The sequence below is a fragment of the Sphingorhabdus sp. SMR4y genome, assembly GCF_002218195.1.
In the GTDB taxonomy this organism is placed as follows: Bacteria; Pseudomonadota; Alphaproteobacteria; order Sphingomonadales; family Sphingomonadaceae; genus Parasphingorhabdus.
In genome coordinates, this window is sequence record NZ_CP022336.1 from 3,402,235 (window position 1) to 3,417,578 (window position 15,344).

A 15,344-nucleotide genomic window follows, 5' to 3' on the forward strand; every position below is an offset into this window, starting at 1 on the left:
AGTCTCCCAAGAATCGTTAATCACGTTATTTTTTTGGGGAATTTGAAATGGCCGGCGGCATCAACAAAGTCATCATCGTAGGCAATCTGGGCAAGGATCCGGAAGTGCGTACCTTCGCCAACGGCGGTAAAGTCTGCAATTTCAGCGTCGCCACCTCGGAAAGCTGGAAAGACAAGCAGACCGGCGAGCGCAAGGAAAAGACCGAGTGGCACAATATCTCGATCTATAACGAAGGTCTGGCCGGGGTCGCCGAACGCTATCTGCGCAAGGGCAGCAAGGTCTATCTTGAAGGCAAGCTGCAGACCCGCAAATGGCAGGACCAGTCCGGCAATGACCGCTATTCGACCGATGTCGTGCTGCAGGGCTTTGACGCAAAAATGGAAATGCTCGACAGCCGCCAGGGCGGCGGTGGCCAGGGTGGCGGCTCGAATGACGGCTGGGGCGGCGGCGCGCCTTCCGGCGGCGGTTCGGGCGGCGGCTGGGGCCAGACCGGCGGCGGTTCAGGCGGCGGCCAAGGCGGCGGCGCCTTTGACAGCGATCTGGACGACGACGTTCCGTTCTAGAACGCGTACATCGATCTGATCAATGAAGCCGGCGACGTCCCGAATGCGGATGAAGCCGGCTTCTTGCTGTCCGGTCACCCATGCGTTGCGCAATCAGTCCTGGTTTTCGACCTTAGTGTTCATTCGCTGCAATCCGGTCGAGCCTGTCGATGGCGTGCTTGAAAAAGCCGAGACCAGTTGCATCGCCCAAGCCGATGTCACGTTGCCGGTAGAGCTGTAAAGCAGATGCCTCGCGGCGGATGCCGGGAATATCGGTCATGGCCTGCCGGGCGTCCGGCGCAGGCGAAACGCTAACTGCCTTGTGCGCTGACCACGGTTCCGGAACAGGCTGGTGATGATGGGCCCTGCACGCTAGGTTCTCACGATGACGGCAATCTATGACAGGATCGGCATCGGCTATGCGCGCCAACGCAGACCGGACTCCCGGATTGCCCGGACGATCCACGACGCGCTGGGGGACGCCAGACATGTGCTGAATGTCGGCGCCGGAACCGGGTCTTACGAACCCGGCGATCGCACCGTTACCGCGCTGGAGCCATCGGCCGAGATGATCGGCCAGAGACCGCCAGAAGCCGCTCAGGCCTGTCAGGGGACAGCCGAAGCGATGCCGTTCGCAGATGACCGGTTCGACGCCGCAATGGCGATACTGACCGTGCACCACTGGGCGGACCTAGAGGCCGGACTTCGCGAAATGCGCCGGGTCGCGATGGGGCCGCTGGTGATCCTGTCCTTTGATCCGCAATCCCTCTATTTCTGGCTGGCCGATTATATCCCTGACATAATCGCGCTCGACCAGCCGGTCATGCCGAAAATCGAGACTTTTGAAGCGATATTGGGGCCGTGTGAAGTCAAGGCTGTTCCGGTGCCACATGATTGCACAGACGGTTTCCTTGGCGCTTACTGGCAACGTCCACACGCCTATCTCGACCCGCAGGTGCGTGCCTCAATCTCCACCTTTGCAAAGCTCGATACTATCGCCGACGCTCTGGCGAAACTGGAACAGGATATTGGTTCGGGTGACTGGCAAGCGCGCCATGGCCATTTGATGGAGCTGGAAAATCTCGACGTTGGCTATCGCCTGGTGGTCGCTCAGCCAATCTCGAAGAATGAATAGACTGGACCATCTGCGGTTTGCTCGCCGGTGCCGGCCGCCACGACATTGTTGAGCCAGAGATACTGTTCCGCGCCGGTTTCGAACGTGGCGGTTACCGCCAGCGAATAGTCTTCCGGCTCCAGCAGGGCCCCCTTTGCCATCCGCGCCATGGTTTCCGGCGTGGCCAGAAACCGGCCCTGATAGTTGAGATAGATCATCGCGCCATCGTCGGTCTCGAGTGGCAGGCGCACGTCGATTTCCATCACGCCGTCGGGTCGGTTTATCACCCAGTCGGCGCCCGGGAGGACGGTGCCGGTCAGGCGCTCGCCGGAGAAACTGCCACCGGTCACGGGTGCGATCCGGCGCAATCCCGCCGGCGTCTGTCCAATCACCATCATGCCGGAAAAATCGACCGACAGGGTCATGTTCATGAGATGGCGGTGCTTGAGCTCGGTCATGAAAAATTCTCCGCTTCTGTTCAGGACGGATAGTGTCGATTGCTACAGCTTATGGCCGGTCCGATCGCGCTTGGTATCGAGATAAAATGCATTGTGCGGATTGGCGGCGATCTTGACCGGCAGGCGTTCTTCGACCGTCACGCCACATGCTTCCAGGCCTTCCACTTTCTCCGGATTATTGGTCAGCAATTTCACCTCGGGAATGTTGAGCAATTCCAGCATCCGCGCCGCGATCGAAAAATCCCGCGCGTCAATGGCAAAGCCCAGCCGCTGGTTGGCATCGACCGTGTCAAAACCCTGATCCTGCAAAGCATAGGCCCGCAGCTTGTTGATCAGCCCGATCCCGCGGCCTTCCTGTCTCAGGTACAGCAGCACACCCCAGTTGGCTTCGGTCATCTGGCCGAGCGCCGCGTGGAGTTGCGGCCCGCAGTCACATTTCAGGCTGCCAAGCACATCGCCGGTCAGGCATTCGCTGTGCAGGCGGACAACCGGCGTGCTGCTGTCGCGCTTGCCGATGACCAGCGCGACATGGTCGGTGGCATCGGCATCGCTTCGGAACCCGTAGATATGCGCGTCCGCATTGGCCGCGACCGGGAGCCGGGCATGGGCGCTGATGATCAGCGCGGAAGCATCGGCATAAGCTGTCGCATCCTCCGCTTCGGCTATATCCTCGGCCCCGTCGACAATCACGAAGGCCGGAAGCAGACCACCCTGGCGGGCCAGTTCCATTGCGGCGGTGGCCGCCGCCGGATTGGTCAGAGGCTCGCTGCGGAACGGACCCTTCATCGGATATTGCATGTCGAGCACGGGGTCGACGATGGCGATAATTTCCGCGGCCGTTACCGGTGCGGGCAGGCTGATCTGGATCGGCAGGTTCGGGTCGGCCGCGGCAAACTGGTTGAGCAGCTTGAGCGTCGCTGCCCGGCTGGCCGAGATGATCAGGGATATGGTTCCGGACGAAGGCAGGGCCTCATCCAGATCAGCGGTTTCGACCGGCAGCAGGTTCAGCCGCCCGCCGTCCGCTTCCATCCCGACCGGCCAGCCCCGGCGCAATGCGTCAACCGCGCGCGCCGCCCGGCGTGCTGCTGCCTTCCGGGCCTCGTCGAGAGGCACAGCGTTCAAAATTCGAATTCCGTGATCAGCGGCGCGTGATCGGATGGTTTGCCCCAGCTGCGCGCATCTTCGAGAACGATGTGGCTCTTCGCCTTGTCTCCCAGTTCCGGGCTGACCCAGACATGGTCGAGCCGGCGGCCCTTGTCGGAGGCCCGCCAGTCCTTGGCGCGATAGCTCCACCAGGTAAAGAGACGCTCGGGATGGGGGATCAGCTTGCGACCGATATCGACCCAGCCATGGGCATCGCGCATGGCATAGAGATGGTCGATCTCGATCTGGGTGTGGCTGACGACCTTGAGCAGGGCCTTGTGGCTCCAGACGTCCGACTCGAGCGGCGCGACATTGAAGTCGCCCAGCAGAATTGTCGGTTCCTTGAGATTGGCCGACCAGTCTGTCATCCGGCCGAAGAAATCCAGCTTCTGCCCGAATTTCGGATTGAGCTCCCGATCGGGTATCTCTCCGCCGGCGGGAATATAGACATTTTCGATGCGCACACCGTTTTGCAGGACCGCACCGACGTGGCGCGCCTCGCCATTATTCTGCCAGTCGAACCGTTCGTCCTTGTGCAGCGGTACGCGGCTGATGATCGCGACGCCATGGTGCATCGGCTGGCCGTGCAATATCATGTGATTATAGCCCAGCCGCCGGAACATGCCTTCGGGGAACTGGTCATTGCGAACCTTGGTTTCCTGCAGGCACAATATGTCAGGCGCTTCTTCGGTCAGAAAACGTTCGACGATGTCGAGACGGGCACGGATGCTGTTAATATTCCAGCTGACGACTTTAAGGGTATCACTCATGCCGAGTCTGATAGCCACGGTCGCGGAGAAACCCAAGCCCAAAGGCAACAGAGATTTGCGCTATTTGACCGGCCGGGAAAAGGAAAACCCCCACCTCCGGGGGCATTAAGGAGGTGGGGGCAAACTCGCGTTCGTCACGCATGAATGAGGCGAGACTTGATTGGTCAGGTAACAGGGGGAAAACCTGACTGTCTTTCCTCATCCTGTATTTGGTTATAGTCCTGTATTTCTGTCGGCAGCATGAACAAAAGATCGATCATTTTCTGCTGATCGGCAGCCCGTCTCGGCTCATCGCTTGCCGCGACTTTTTTTCCGCGGATCGGTCCAGTTGAAGCTGCTGTTGGAGACGGGAACACCGAATTTCTGGTTGGACAGGCGGATCGATGTGCGGTTGTTTTTCGAATCGAGCGAGACCCAGCCATCCAGGCTCAATCCGCCGGGCGCGCCCGGCTTTTTCGTGAAAACCATCGTGATCACGCCATATTCGGGACGTTTCGGATCACGAATTTCGACGCTGAGCACCGCGGGATTGCGGGTCGGGATGATCTTGCCATATTTTGACAGATCGCGTTCCGGATTGAGCAGCGCCGCGAGCGGGCTGTTGCCGATTGGCCAGCGCTGCACCTGATTCACATCATAGTCGATCAGGGTCAGCGCCTTGCCGTCCCCGACGATCAGCAAATTGGCGTCATCCTGATACTGAAAGCGGATCTTGCCCGGCTGTTTCAAGATCAGTTTCCCGGTGAGCATTTGTCCACTCCGGTCGCTCTGGCTGAAATTGGCCGTCATCGTGGTCATGGCGCGCAAATGCGTCTGGACCTTTGAAAGACTGTCGGCGGGGCTTTGCTGTGCGGTGGCGGGCAGGCTTGCTGTCAGAGCCAGCGGCGCAGCGATCAAGGCGAAACCATATTTCAACATTACGAAAACTCCAGATTATCAAGATATCCCACTAGCCCAAGGCGATTGAACCACGGCTTAATCAGTCTGTCAGCATGTAGGCCGGGCGCAGCGGCTAAAGCGGCTCGCCATTCTGATCACGCAGCACTTCGCGGCGACCGATATGGTTGGGCGGGCTGATAAATTCATCTTCTTCCATTCGGTCGATGATGCGGGCGGCCGTATTATAGCCGATCCGCAATTGCCGCTGCAGCCAGCTGGTCGACACTTTCTGGCTTTCGAAGACAATCTGGCAGGCCTGCGCATATTGCCGGTCTTCCTTGCTGTCGCTCAGATCGGCGCCGTCGAGGGCAAAGCTGCCATCTTCCGGTTCTTCGGTGACTGCCTGGATATAATCCGGGGATCCCTGCGAACGCCAGTGGTCGGCAACCCGCCGCACTTCGTCATCGGAAACGAAGGGACCATGGACACGGGTCAGCTGTTTGCCGCCGGGCATGTAGAGCATGTCGCCCTTGCCGAGCAGCTGCTCCGCGCCCTGTTCGCCCAAAATGGTACGGGAATCGATTTTCGAGGTGACGTGGAAGCTGATCCGGGTTGGCAGGTTGGCCTTGATCACGCCGGTGATGACGTCGACCGAGGGCCGCTGCGTTGCCATGATCAGGTGGATGCCGGCCGCCCGCGCCTTTTGCGCCAGACGCTGGATCAGGAATTCGACTTCCTTGCCGGCCGTCATCATCAGGTCGGCGAGCTCGTCGACGATGATCACGATCTGCGGTAGCACTTCGTAGTCGAGCTGCTCTTCCTCGTAGATCGGCCGCGATGTTTCGGGGTCATAGCCGGTCTGGACACGGCGACCGAGCGGCTGGCCCTTGGCCTTGGCCGCCTTCACCTTCTCGTTATAATTGGCCAGATTACGAACCGAGATCGATGACATCATCCGGTAGCGTTCTTCCATCTGCTCGACCGCCCATTTGAGCGCCCGGATGGCCTTGGCGGGCTCCGTCACGACCGGCGAGAGAAGATGCGGAATATCATCATAGGTGCTGAGTTCCAGCATCTTCGGATCAATCATGATCATTTTGCAGTCTTCAGGCGTCAGCCGGTAGAGAAGCGACAATATCATGCAGTTCAGGCCGACCGATTTACCCGAGCCGGTGGTGCCGGCGACGAGCAGATGCGGCATGGGTGCGAGATCGGCGATGACCGGATCGCCGGAAATGTTCTTGCCCAGGATGATCGGAAGCTTGCCACCCTGTTCGGCGAAACTGTCGCTGCCGATCATTTCGTGAAGGACCACCATTTCGCGGTTGGTGTTGGGCAATTCGATGCCCATGACCGTGCGCCCGGGAATGGCGGCCACACGCGCCGAGAGCGCCGACATGTTGCGGGCGATATCTTCGGCGAGCTGGATCACGCGGCTCGCCTTGATGCCCGGCGCCGGTTCCAGTTCGTACATGGTGACAACCGGCCCCGGTCGTACCGCATTGATCGTGCCCTTGACGTGAAAGTCGTCGAGCACCGATTCCAGCAGGCGCGCGTTACGCTCCAGACCGGCCTTGTCGATCACATTATTGTCCTGCTCGGGAGCGGGGGTCAGCAGATCGAGCGACGGCAGCACATAGGGGCCGAAAAAGTCCCCCTGCTTGCCCTGGCTGACGCCAGCTTTCTTTGGCGGCAATGCGCGTTCGCTGATTTCTGGCGGCGGCCGGTTGTCCGGCTTGACCTCCTTGCGCGGCGCGGGCTCCTTCTTTGCTTTCGGTTTGGCGGTGCCCGAACGATCCGGTTCGACGATCAGGCCGTCTTCTTTCTCCGCGAACGGACTTTTTATCGCTGGAATCTTGAAAGAAGTTCCGGAAAACAGCGGTTTGTCCAGTCGCAGGCTGAAATAGCCGAGGACAAGGCCACCGGTCAGGGTCAAAGCTATGATGATGCCGGAAATCAATCCGCTCCAGCTGGCGGAAATCGCGTTGAGGCCAGCGCTGATCGCGTTGCCGGTCAGCATGCCGGCGAGGCCGCCAAGGCCGGACGGCAATTCCATTTCCGGTTCCGGGAACCACAAGGCCAGGGCGGTGCCGACGAGCAAAATGGCCAGCAGGCACCAGAGCAGTTGCTGCTTCCAGCCGGGCTGCGGAATATCCCGCCACAGGCGGTTGGCCAGCACCAGCAGCAAGGGGAGAATGAGCAGGGCGGGCAGGCCGACCAGCAACAGCAAAAGATCTGAGAGATAGGAACCGAAAATTCCCATCCAGTTATGCTCGACGCTGCCCGCCGACGTGTTGAAGGCCGGGTCGCTGGGCGAATAGCTGACCAGCGCCAGAAACAGGAATATCGTCGCCAGAAAGATCGTAATGGCTCCGATCAGGGCACCACTGCGCAACAGGCTGAGGCGCATTATTTCGCGCCAGTTCGCTTCTTTGGCTTTTTCCGCCATCATATACTCCCGTGCGTCACCCCAGCCGAAGGCGCGCATTACCTGTCTGCTCCTTTGCGCGAATCGGGGACTCTCCGTCAAGTTTCTTGGCATCAATTTACCGGATTTGCCTTTCATTACAGGCTACCGATGCCTACCTAGTTGATTATATTGTGGCTCGGAAAGGCGATCTCCATGGGAAATGATTCTCGGAATAGCGATATCATCATCTTAGGCGCGGGCATGATCGGTCTGACCCAGGCGCTTACCCTGGCCGCCCATGGACTGCATGTGGCGATCATTGATCGCGCCAAGCCGGACGATCTGCTGAACCCGCAGAATGATGCGCGGGTTTCGGCGATCAACAGCGCCAGCTGGAACATGTTCGACGCCATCGGGTTGGCTGACAAGTTGCGGCCGCAAGGCTGCGATATCGAAAAAATACTGGTCAATGACGGACTCAAGCCGGGTACGCTGGATTTTGTCCCGGGCGAAGACGAAGGGCCGATGGGCATCATGGTCGAGAATGCCGTGCTGCGGCAACTGTTGTTCGAGGCGGTCCAGGCGCACGAGAACATCAGCCTGCATATGCCGACACAGATTGCCTCCTGCGATCGCGGCGAGCATCTCGTCGAAATCATTCTTGATAATGGTGAACAGCTGTCCGCACCGCTGCTGGTAGCCGCCGACGGGCGCGGCAGCCGGATGCGCGAGGAAGCCGGGATCATCATGGCGCACTGGCAATATGACCACAGCGCGATCGTCTGCAAGATTGCGCATGAAAAACCGCATGGCAACACGGCCTATGAGCTATTCTTCCCGTCTGGTCCGTTCGCCATCCTGCCGATGCTCGACGATGCGGATGGCAAGCATCGCTCGGCGGTGGTGTGGACGGTCTCGCGGAAAGACGGCCCGGCCTATGCCAAGATTAACGAGCGTGCCTTTATCGCTGAAATGATGAAGAAGACCGGCGGTTTTCTCGGCGAGATCGAGCTGCTGACCGATCGCCCGACTTATCCGCTGGGTTTTCATCACAGTTCCCATCTGACGGCCGACCGTCTGGTGCTGATCGGCGACGCGGGCCATGGCATCCATCCGATCGCCGGACAGGGACTCAATCTGGGTCTGCGCGATGTGGCGGCCCTGACCGAATGCCTGGTCGAGGGCGCGCGCACCGGTCTCGATCTGGGTGATGCCCAGATTCTCGCGCGCTATGACCGCTGGCGCAGTCTCGACAATATGATGGTCTCGGCGGCGACCGATCTGCTGACCCGGCTGTTCGGCCTGCCCGGGGAAACCTCTTCCCGGATCCGGCGGATGGGCATCGGACTGGTCCAGCGGATTCCGCCGCTCAAGGCACAGTTCATGGCCGAAGCCAAAGGCGAAACCGGTGATCTGCCCAAGCTGCTCAGGGGCGAACTGGTCTAGCTTCGACTTTTAGCGCCCGCCCTGGCCGTCATCGATCTTGATCACGGTTCCGGTCACCGCATCGGAAGAGGGCGACACCAGATAGAGCAGGGTGCTGTCCATCTGTTCCGGCTGCGCCACCCGCTTGCGGGGGAAATGGACCGAAAAGTCGCCAGCCCGCTCGATCATGCCATCGGCCATGTCGGTGGCGAACAGACCCGGCGCAATGCCGTTTACGTTGATATGAAATTTTGACCATTCGACCGCCAGGGTTTCGGTGATGCGGACGACCCCGGCCTTGGTCGTGGAATAGAGCGCGGCTCCGCCACCGCTGTAACTGGTCGCGGCAATGGACGCGATGTTGACGATCCGCCCCGGTGTCTTCTGGGCGATCAGCGGACGGGCAAATTCGTTCGACAGGATGAACACGCTGCGCAGATTCGTATCCAGAACATCATCGATCAGGTCGATTGACATGCGCGTGGCATGTTCGGCATCGACGATCCCGGCATTGTTGACCAATATATCAGGCTGACCCAGAACCTCCGTCACAGCGGGGACGATGGCCTGAAGCTGCGCCGCGTCGCGCACGTCCAGCGCGAAGGCTTTTGCCGCGCCGCCATCCGCGGTAATCTCTTTGACCAGATCGTCCAGCTTGTCCTTGCGCCGTGCGGTGCAGGCGACTTTCGCGCCACAGGCGGCGAGCACTTTGGCGAAGCGACGGCCCAGTCCGGCCGATGCGCCTGTGACGATCGCGGTTCGTCCGCTGAGGTCGATGGAAAAATTGGGCGTGGTCATGAACGGGCATCCTCTGCAAGTTTTTTACAAGGGATGCCCGTGATCATGGGATCAGCGCAAGCGCTAATTTAGTTGTCCAGATCATCCTGTTCGATCGGAACGATCTTGATTTCGACCCGGCGGTTGGCAGCGCGCCCTTCTTCGGTACTGTTGCTGGCCACCGGCTGGCTTTCGCCATAGCCGCGGGTCGCGAGACGGGCCCGCTGGACGCCGCTGTTGGCGAGGAAATTGGCAACCGCATCGGCGCGCCGTTCGGACAGGGCCTGATTATAGGCGTCGCTGCCGGTGCTGTCGGTATGGCCGAGCACATCGACATAGCTTTTCTCATATTGCGCCAGCGTATTCGCGACATTGCCCAGGGTTGTCTGGAATGCCGGGCTGATGGCGCTGCTGTCGACGGGGAAGGTGACGCTCGATGGCATGTTGAGGATCAGATTGTCGCCCTCGCGGGTGACATCAACACCAGTGCCTGCGGTTTGCTGGCGCAGCTTCTTTTCCTGCTCGTCCATATAATAACCGATGCCCGCACCGGCGAGGCCGCCAAGGCCGGCGCCGACGATCTTGGCGGTGCGGTCATTCCTGCCGCCGAGCACGTCGCCGAGCAGGTAACCGCCGACCACGCCGCCTATGCCGCCGATGGCCGCTTTTGAAATGGTCCGGTTGCCGGTCTCAGGATTGGTTACACAGCCGCTGGTCAGTGCCAGTGCGCCCAGTGAAACCGCTGAAATTATTGATTTGTTCATCCGCATGTTCTTTTCCCTTTTAGCTCCTCTTGTCTCCCCGGCATAACGCCCCGCCGATGAGAAGGTTCCGTCTAGCGCGCGATAAATGAACGGCGACTGACAGCAAACTTGAGATTGTGTAAAACTTGCTGCTAAAGGGCTTATGGCATTTCGCCCTTTCAATGGACATTATGACACCCTTTCCCTGGTTTGATGTAGCTATCATAATATTGCTGGTCCTGATCAATGGCATATTTGCCATGTCGGAACTGGCCATTGTATCCGCCCGCAAGGCGCAATTGCACAGCCTTGCCGATCAGGGCAGCAGAGGGGCCAAAGCCGCTCTGCGTCTTGCAGGTGACCCCGGAAAATTTCTGTCCACCGTGCAGATCGGTATCACGCTGATCGGCATCGTTGCCGGTGCCTTCTCCGGCGCCAGCCTGGGCGGTCCGGTTGCGGAGCGGCTGCAACTGCTGGGCATGGGCGAGGAATTGTCCGGGACCGTCGGTTTCGCGCTGGTCATCGGCCTGACGACTTATGCTTCGCTGGTGGTCGGCGAGCTGGTGCCGAAACAGATTGCATTGCGTTCCGCCGAACGGATCGCGCTGACCATGGCCCGGCCAATGGAATTGCTTGCCCGCATTTCCGCACCGCTGGTCTGGCTGCTCGACAACAGCAGCGCCCTGATCTTCCGGATGATGCGGATGAAGCGCGACGAGAAAAGCCATGTCACGGCGGAAGAGCTGCAGATGGTCTTCGCCGAAGCCACGCGGTCCGGGGTTATCGAGGAGCATGAACGCGCCGTGATTGCCGGAGTCGTGCGCATGGCCGACCGGCCGATTCGCGAGGTGATGACCCCGCGTACCGAAGTCGACTGGCTCGATATCGACGCCAAGCGCGAAGACATTCACAAATTGCTGATTGAATCCCAGCACAACCGTTTTCCGGTTGCCGAACATTCCGTCGATGAAATTCGCGGTGTGGTGCAGGCGCGCGATATCGTCGCGGCGCAATTGGGCGGCGAACCGCTGGATCTGCGCAAATTGATGCGTCCGCTGGAAAAAGTGCCGGATCAGCTCGACGCGCTCGATGCGCTGGAGATATTGCGCGAAGCCGAAGTGCCGATGGTGCTGGTGCACGACGAATATGGCCATTTTGAAGGTATAGTGACGCCCAATGACCTGCTCAGCTCGATAGCGGGTGAATTCGTCTCCGACCAGGACGAGAGGACCCAGAGGAGCCTTATCGAGCGCGCCGACGGCAGCTATCTTGTCTCCGGTGCGATGGCGATAGATGCGCTGGCCGAGCGGCTCGGGATCCGGCTGTCAGAAGACCGCGACTATGCGACGGTGGCCGGCCACGCGCTTGCCCAATTGCGCCATCTTCCCGAAGAGGGAGAAAGCTTTGAAGATCAGGACTGGGTCTTCGAGATTGTCGACATGGACGGCCGGAAAATAGACAAGCTGATCGTCCGTGCGAGCAATCCCGATATGGATTGACGCGAGCCTGCCGGCGCTCAGAGCTTCCCGTATTTCTTTTCGAACCCTGCAATATCGTCCTTGGCGAGAAATTTCGCCTGGTCGATCCATGCATCACGAGTGATCCGCCCGCTGAACGTTCCCAGATACTGATCGACCTCGTTGATTTCCGCCTCTTTCCAGGCGGCGATCTGGTCGAACCGGGTTACGCCAAGGCTGATCAGCAACGTGTTCAGCTTCGGACCCACGCCTTTGATCAGACGCAGATTGTCGGGTTCACCGGATGCTGGCGGAATATTGGGTGTGCCATCGGCTGCCGGTGCCGGTGCCGGTGCCGGTGCCGGTGTGGCCTTCGGTGCTGCGACCGGTGCTGGGGCAGGGGCAACGGGGGCCGCAACCGGCTTGGGTGCTGGCGGTGGTGGTGGTGCAACCGCTTCCGGAGCAGGTGCAGCGGCCGGAACCGGTTCGGGCTCTGCCGGACGCACCGGTTCGCCGGCTTTTTCCAGCAGTCCGTCATCAGCATTGAAACTGTCGAGGGCCGATGCCTCGCGACCGGTCGCAGCCCAGATGGAGAAAGCCGTGACGACACCGATAAGCAGTGCAATCAGATAGAGCAGCCAATTGGCGGTGATCAGCGTAATCATTGTCTCAAAACCCCGTTATGAATATTGTTCCTGGCCGGTTTCGGCTAATATTCCTCTGTGTTGCGGCCCCAGATAAACCAGCCGATTGCGAGGCCAATTGCAAAAGTGACCAGCAGGAGCAACAGATTTTCAAGTAAAAGTGGCATCGTTCAGCTCTCCTGTTGCGATTGGGCATCATCTTGCGCCGCGCCGATCCGGAACTCGATACGGCGATTCTGCGCGTCGGCGGCCGCACCCGAACCGGTCGCGCGCGGCCGACTGGAGCCATAGCCTTTGGCGCTGATCAGGCTTTCCTTCACGCCGCGCTCGATCAGCCCGGCCTTGATCCTGTCGGCCCGTTCCTGCGACATATCCCGGTTGACGGCGCGGTTGCCGTTGGTGTCGGTATGGCCTTCGACAACAACCGACAGCCCGTCACAGGATTGCAGGGATTCCGCGATCTGGTCGAGTATCTTGCGCGTATCCAGCGACAAATAGGCGCTGCCGGAGCGAAAGCTGATGCTGTTGGCTGCAATGATCGCGTCGACATCTTTCTGGCATTTGGCGATCTTGTCCTGGCTGGCAGCGGCCGGAACCGCATTGCCCGGGTCATCGCTGTCGGCTGCCGCGATCGCATGCTCGTCTTGCCAGCTGGCACTGGAAATTCCCGGGATCGTCATGACCATGGCCATGGCTTCCTGTTTTGCCTGCTCACCCACTTCGCCGTCCAGTACGGCAGCGCGGGACAGCGGATCGCGACCCAGGCTGACGCGTGCGCCATCCAGCCCGCGCGCGGCGATCTCTGTCTGTGCTTGCTGTTCCAGACTGTTGATGAATGTCTCACCCGTTATTGCGTGGCCGACCAGACCCAAAATCACGGTCGCCGCTGCACCGGTCAATAACTTGCCTCGGATTTCCATAGATAATCTCAGTCCCTCTTCCGCCCCACAGCCATTTTCTCGATATCATTGCACAAAATGGCGGATAATATGGCGTGAGTCCAGTTGGCATGCCCCGCAACCCGGAGGCCATTCCATGGAAACTGTGTCTATATGAGACAATCGGTTACCAAGTCCGGTTAATTTTCTTAAATATATACTGCCTGGTCCTGTCCTTCGCCTCGTCGTCAGTCGCGGTCATTGCTAAGCGCGAGATCATTGAGCTTGCGGAATTCCTGACGCCAATAATTCCCGCCCTGACCGCTGAGCCATCCGATATTCCGGAAACCATAGTCCCCGAGATATTTGTCTCCGCGCAGTTTCTGGCCAAAGGCGGCGACCGCGACCGCAAAGGCCATGTCCCCGCGGGGCTGGCGGGCTGCCCGCATATCCGTGGAGGCGATCGACCGCGTGATCAGTCGAGACCGGTCCTCATCGGGCAATTTGTAGCGCAGCCTGACCTGCGCCATTTCGCCGCTCAGATCCGCTTGCCTGTCAACCGCCCGGTTGGCGGGATAACGCCGTTCGGGTAGCCAGCCGGAAGCATCGGTCGGCATCACTTCGTAAAGCGCCGTGACCTGATGACCGGCGCCAATATCACCGGCATCAATCTTGTCATTGGCAAAATCCTCTTCGGCGAGCAGCCGGTTTTCATAGCCGATCAGGCGATATTCCTTCACATGCGCCGGATTGAACTCGATCTGGATTTTGACATCCTTGGCAATGGTGAACAGGGTCGAGCTGAGCTCGGAACCCAGCACCTTGCGGGCCTCCATAGCGCTGTCGATATAGGCATAATTGCCATTGCCGACATTGGCGATACCCTCCATCAGCTCATCGCGGATATTGCCGCTGCCATAGCCGAGCATGGTCAGCGTCACGCCGCTTTCGCGCTGTTTCGCGACATATTTTTTCAGCGCGTCCGTATCCGAAGTGCCGACGTTGAAATCGCCGTCGGTGGCCATGATGATCCGGTTGATGCCACCGTCGAGGAAATTGTCGCGCGCGGTCGAATAAGCCAGCTTGAGCGCATCGCCGCCTGCGGTCGATCCGCGGGCGAAAAGGCAGTCCACTGCTTCCTTGACATGATCCTTGTTCGATGTCGGTGCAAGCAGCAGTCCAACCGTGCCCGAATAGACAACGATCGATACCCGGTCATCGCTGCGCAATTCTCCGGCCAGCGCGGTCAGCGTCGATTTGACCAGCGGGAGCTTGTCACGACCGTTCATCGAACCGGACACGTCGACCAGAAAGACCAGATTGGCGCGCGGCCGTTCATTGCTGTCGACATCATAGCCGCGCAGGCCAATCCTCAGCAAGCGGCTGGCATCGTTCCACGGGGTCGTCGAGAGATCGGTCGACACGCTGAACGGAATGTCCCGGTTTTGCGGTCTGGGATAATCATAGCGGAAATAGTTGATCATCTCCTCGGTCCGCACCGCCGCTTCCGGCGGCATCTGCCCGTCATTGAGAAGTCGGCGGACATTGGAATAGCTGCCGGTATCGACGTCAACGGCAAAGGTCGACACCGGTTCATCGGCGACGCGCTTGATGCTGGCAACCGCCTTGCCGTCGTAACGCTCCCGATCCTGCGGTTGCGGATAGGGGCGCGGGAGCGGGTGGGGTGCGATGCTCCGTTCGGCCGCGGCCGTGTGGCTGGCCGAGGATTTGCTGGCCGTCACGACCACCTGCGACGGGGGAGGCGGCGGCGGAGGCGGCGGCGATGGCATCATTGACGGCGAAGCCAGCGGAGCGCCGGAGCGCTGGCCGATACTGCGATCAGCGCGGGGCCGCGAGAAAATGGAGCAGTTTACCGGATGCGGCGGGACCGGACGCGCTATCGAACGCGCGTCCAGTGACGGCGAAGCGGACGTCAGCGCAAGCCCGGCAACCGCGAGCATCGACAGGCTTTTTCCAGAAAAATTCAAATGGCGCATAGCTTCCCTCCATTGCTCCGACCCGCTCGCAAAGCTGGCAGATCATGCCTGACTGGAAAATGAACGCATGATATACTGTCACATTAATCATGATGCCGAGAGTGAAG

At 59.8% G+C, this 15,344-nt stretch carries 16 protein-coding genes; 5 read left to right on the forward strand and 11 right to left on the reverse strand.

The window, feature by feature from the left end; genetic code table 11:
• Positions 1-47: 47 nt before the first annotated feature.
• Positions 48-563: a single-stranded DNA-binding protein gene (ssb, locus tag SPHFLASMR4Y_RS16450; RefSeq protein ID WP_089134518.1), complete on the forward strand. Its 516-nt coding sequence runs from the start codon at positions 48-50 to the stop codon at positions 561-563.
• 112 nt (positions 564-675) lie between these two features.
• Here the strand turns inward: ssb and SPHFLASMR4Y_RS17220 are convergent, their stop codons facing one another.
• Entirely contained in the window at positions 676-822 is a 147-nt protein-coding gene (locus SPHFLASMR4Y_RS17220) for a hypothetical protein (RefSeq protein WP_186265986.1), read from the reverse strand.
• Positions 823-927: 105 nt separating this feature from the next.
• Here SPHFLASMR4Y_RS17220 and SPHFLASMR4Y_RS16455 point away from each other — a divergent pair, with 105 nt between their 5' ends.
• Entirely contained in the window at positions 928-1,677 is a 750-nt protein-coding gene (locus tag SPHFLASMR4Y_RS16455) for a class I SAM-dependent methyltransferase (RefSeq protein WP_089134519.1), read from the forward strand.
• On the opposite strand, the gene SPHFLASMR4Y_RS16460 is transcribed toward SPHFLASMR4Y_RS16455, so the two are convergent.
• From SPHFLASMR4Y_RS16460 to SPHFLASMR4Y_RS16485, 5 genes are all read right to left on the reverse strand, one after another.
• Positions 1,653-2,114, reverse strand: coding sequence for a DUF3237 domain-containing protein (locus SPHFLASMR4Y_RS16460; protein ID WP_089134520.1), 462 nt, complete (start codon positions 2,112-2,114; stop codon positions 1,653-1,655). The genes SPHFLASMR4Y_RS16455 and SPHFLASMR4Y_RS16460 overlap by 25 nt on opposite strands.
• Positions 2,115-2,156: 42 nt before the next feature.
• Positions 2,157-3,143: a GTP cyclohydrolase II gene (ribA, locus tag SPHFLASMR4Y_RS16465; protein WP_089134959.1), complete on the reverse strand. Its 987-nt coding sequence runs from the start codon at positions 3,141-3,143 to the stop codon at positions 2,157-2,159.
• Between the two features lie 89 nt (positions 3,144-3,232).
• Positions 3,233-4,027, reverse strand: coding sequence for an exodeoxyribonuclease III (locus SPHFLASMR4Y_RS16470; protein WP_089134521.1), 795 nt, complete (start codon positions 4,025-4,027; stop codon positions 3,233-3,235).
• A 288-nt stretch (positions 4,028-4,315) separates the two neighbouring features.
• On the reverse strand, positions 4,316-4,945 hold the full coding sequence (locus tag SPHFLASMR4Y_RS16480; RefSeq protein WP_089134523.1) for a LolA family protein: 630 nt from the start codon (positions 4,943-4,945) through the stop codon (positions 4,316-4,318).
• Positions 4,946-5,039: 94 nt separating this feature from the next.
• The gene (locus SPHFLASMR4Y_RS16485) at positions 5,040-7,355 is read right to left on the reverse strand and encodes an FtsK/SpoIIIE family DNA translocase (protein ID WP_089134960.1); all 2,316 of its coding nucleotides are present in this window, start codon (positions 7,353-7,355) and stop codon (positions 5,040-5,042) included.
• 174 nt (positions 7,356-7,529) lie between these two features.
• On the opposite strand from SPHFLASMR4Y_RS16485, the gene SPHFLASMR4Y_RS16490 reads away from it, so the two are divergent.
• A complete protein-coding gene (locus SPHFLASMR4Y_RS16490) occupies positions 7,530-8,762 on the forward strand; it encodes a UbiH/UbiF/VisC/COQ6 family ubiquinone biosynthesis hydroxylase (protein WP_089134524.1) in 1,233 nt (410 codons plus the stop codon).
• A gap of 9 nt (positions 8,763-8,771) precedes the next feature.
• On the opposite strand, the gene SPHFLASMR4Y_RS16495 is transcribed toward SPHFLASMR4Y_RS16490, so the two are convergent.
• Both SPHFLASMR4Y_RS16495 and SPHFLASMR4Y_RS16500 read right to left on the reverse strand, forming a co-directional pair.
• Complete coding sequence (locus SPHFLASMR4Y_RS16495; protein WP_089134525.1) at positions 8,772-9,539, reverse strand: SDR family NAD(P)-dependent oxidoreductase; 768 nt, start codon at positions 9,537-9,539, stop codon at positions 8,772-8,774.
• A gap of 68 nt (positions 9,540-9,607) precedes the next feature.
• Complete coding sequence (locus SPHFLASMR4Y_RS16500; protein WP_089134526.1) at positions 9,608-10,288, reverse strand: OmpA family protein; 681 nt, start codon at positions 10,286-10,288, stop codon at positions 9,608-9,610.
• A gap of 155 nt (positions 10,289-10,443) precedes the next feature.
• Here SPHFLASMR4Y_RS16500 and SPHFLASMR4Y_RS16505 point away from each other — a divergent pair, with 155 nt between their 5' ends.
• Positions 10,444-11,760 (forward strand): hemolysin family protein, encoded by a 1,317-nt coding sequence (locus SPHFLASMR4Y_RS16505; RefSeq protein WP_089134527.1) that lies wholly within the window; start codon positions 10,444-10,446, stop codon positions 11,758-11,760.
• Positions 11,761-11,777: 17 nt separating this feature from the next.
• On the opposite strand, the gene SPHFLASMR4Y_RS16510 is transcribed toward SPHFLASMR4Y_RS16505, so the two are convergent.
• The 3 genes from SPHFLASMR4Y_RS16510 to SPHFLASMR4Y_RS16520 all read right to left on the reverse strand — a co-directional run bounded on the left by SPHFLASMR4Y_RS16510 (position 11,778) and on the right by SPHFLASMR4Y_RS16520 (position 14,982).
• The gene (locus SPHFLASMR4Y_RS16510) at positions 11,778-12,383 is read right to left on the reverse strand and encodes a hypothetical protein (protein ID WP_089134528.1); all 606 of its coding nucleotides are present in this window, start codon (positions 12,381-12,383) and stop codon (positions 11,778-11,780) included.
• A 149-nt stretch (positions 12,384-12,532) separates the two neighbouring features.
• The gene (locus tag SPHFLASMR4Y_RS16515; protein ID WP_186265987.1) at positions 12,533-13,261 is read right to left on the reverse strand and encodes an OmpA family protein; all 729 of its coding nucleotides are present in this window, start codon (positions 13,259-13,261) and stop codon (positions 12,533-12,535) included.
• 227 nt (positions 13,262-13,488) lie between these two features.
• Positions 13,489-14,982: a vWA domain-containing protein gene (locus SPHFLASMR4Y_RS16520; RefSeq protein WP_260807011.1), complete on the reverse strand. Its 1,494-nt coding sequence runs from the start codon at positions 14,980-14,982 to the stop codon at positions 13,489-13,491.
• Between SPHFLASMR4Y_RS16520 and SPHFLASMR4Y_RS17225 the strand changes: the two genes are divergently transcribed.
• Entirely contained in the window at positions 14,930-15,289 is a 360-nt protein-coding gene (locus SPHFLASMR4Y_RS17225; RefSeq protein ID WP_186266116.1) for a hypothetical protein, read from the forward strand. The two genes, SPHFLASMR4Y_RS16520 and SPHFLASMR4Y_RS17225, sit on opposite strands and share 53 nt — an antisense overlap.
• The last annotated feature ends 55 nt before the right edge of the window (positions 15,290-15,344 follow it).

Bases quoted from the DNA above. Each gene is read 5' to 3' on its own strand.
- ssb (WP_089134518.1), top strand. From the start codon at position 48: ATGGCCGGCGGCATCAACAAAGTCATCATCGTAGGCAATCTGGGCAAG.
- SPHFLASMR4Y_RS17220 (WP_186265986.1), bottom strand. From the start codon at position 822: ATGACCGATATTCCCGGCATCCGCCGCGAGGCATCTGCTTTACAGCTC.
- SPHFLASMR4Y_RS16455 (WP_089134519.1), top strand. From the start codon at position 928: ATGACGGCAATCTATGACAGGATCGGCATCGGCTATGCGCGCCAACGC.
- SPHFLASMR4Y_RS16460 (WP_089134520.1), bottom strand. From the start codon at position 2,114: ATGACCGAGCTCAAGCACCGCCATCTCATGAACATGACCCTGTCGGTC.
- ribA (WP_089134959.1), bottom strand. From the start codon at position 3,143: ATGGAAGCGGACGGCGGGCGGCTGAACCTGCTGCCGGTCGAAACCGCT.
- SPHFLASMR4Y_RS16470 (WP_089134521.1), bottom strand. From the start codon at position 4,027: ATGAGTGATACCCTTAAAGTCGTCAGCTGGAATATTAACAGCATCCGT.
- SPHFLASMR4Y_RS16480 (WP_089134523.1), bottom strand. From the start codon at position 4,945: ATGTTGAAATATGGTTTCGCCTTGATCGCTGCGCCGCTGGCTCTGACA.
- SPHFLASMR4Y_RS16485 (WP_089134960.1), bottom strand. From the start codon at position 7,355: ATGGCGGAAAAAGCCAAAGAAGCGAACTGGCGCGAAATAATGCGCCTC.
- SPHFLASMR4Y_RS16490 (WP_089134524.1), top strand. From the start codon at position 7,530: ATGGGAAATGATTCTCGGAATAGCGATATCATCATCTTAGGCGCGGGC.
- SPHFLASMR4Y_RS16495 (WP_089134525.1), bottom strand. From the start codon at position 9,539: ATGACCACGCCCAATTTTTCCATCGACCTCAGCGGACGAACCGCGATC.
- SPHFLASMR4Y_RS16500 (WP_089134526.1), bottom strand. From the start codon at position 10,288: ATGCGGATGAACAAATCAATAATTTCAGCGGTTTCACTGGGCGCACTG.
- SPHFLASMR4Y_RS16505 (WP_089134527.1), top strand. From the start codon at position 10,444: ATGGACATTATGACACCCTTTCCCTGGTTTGATGTAGCTATCATAATA.
- SPHFLASMR4Y_RS16510 (WP_089134528.1), bottom strand. From the start codon at position 12,383: ATGATTACGCTGATCACCGCCAATTGGCTGCTCTATCTGATTGCACTG.
- SPHFLASMR4Y_RS17225 (WP_186266116.1), top strand. From the start codon at position 14,930: ATGCTCCGTTCGGCCGCGGCCGTGTGGCTGGCCGAGGATTTGCTGGCC.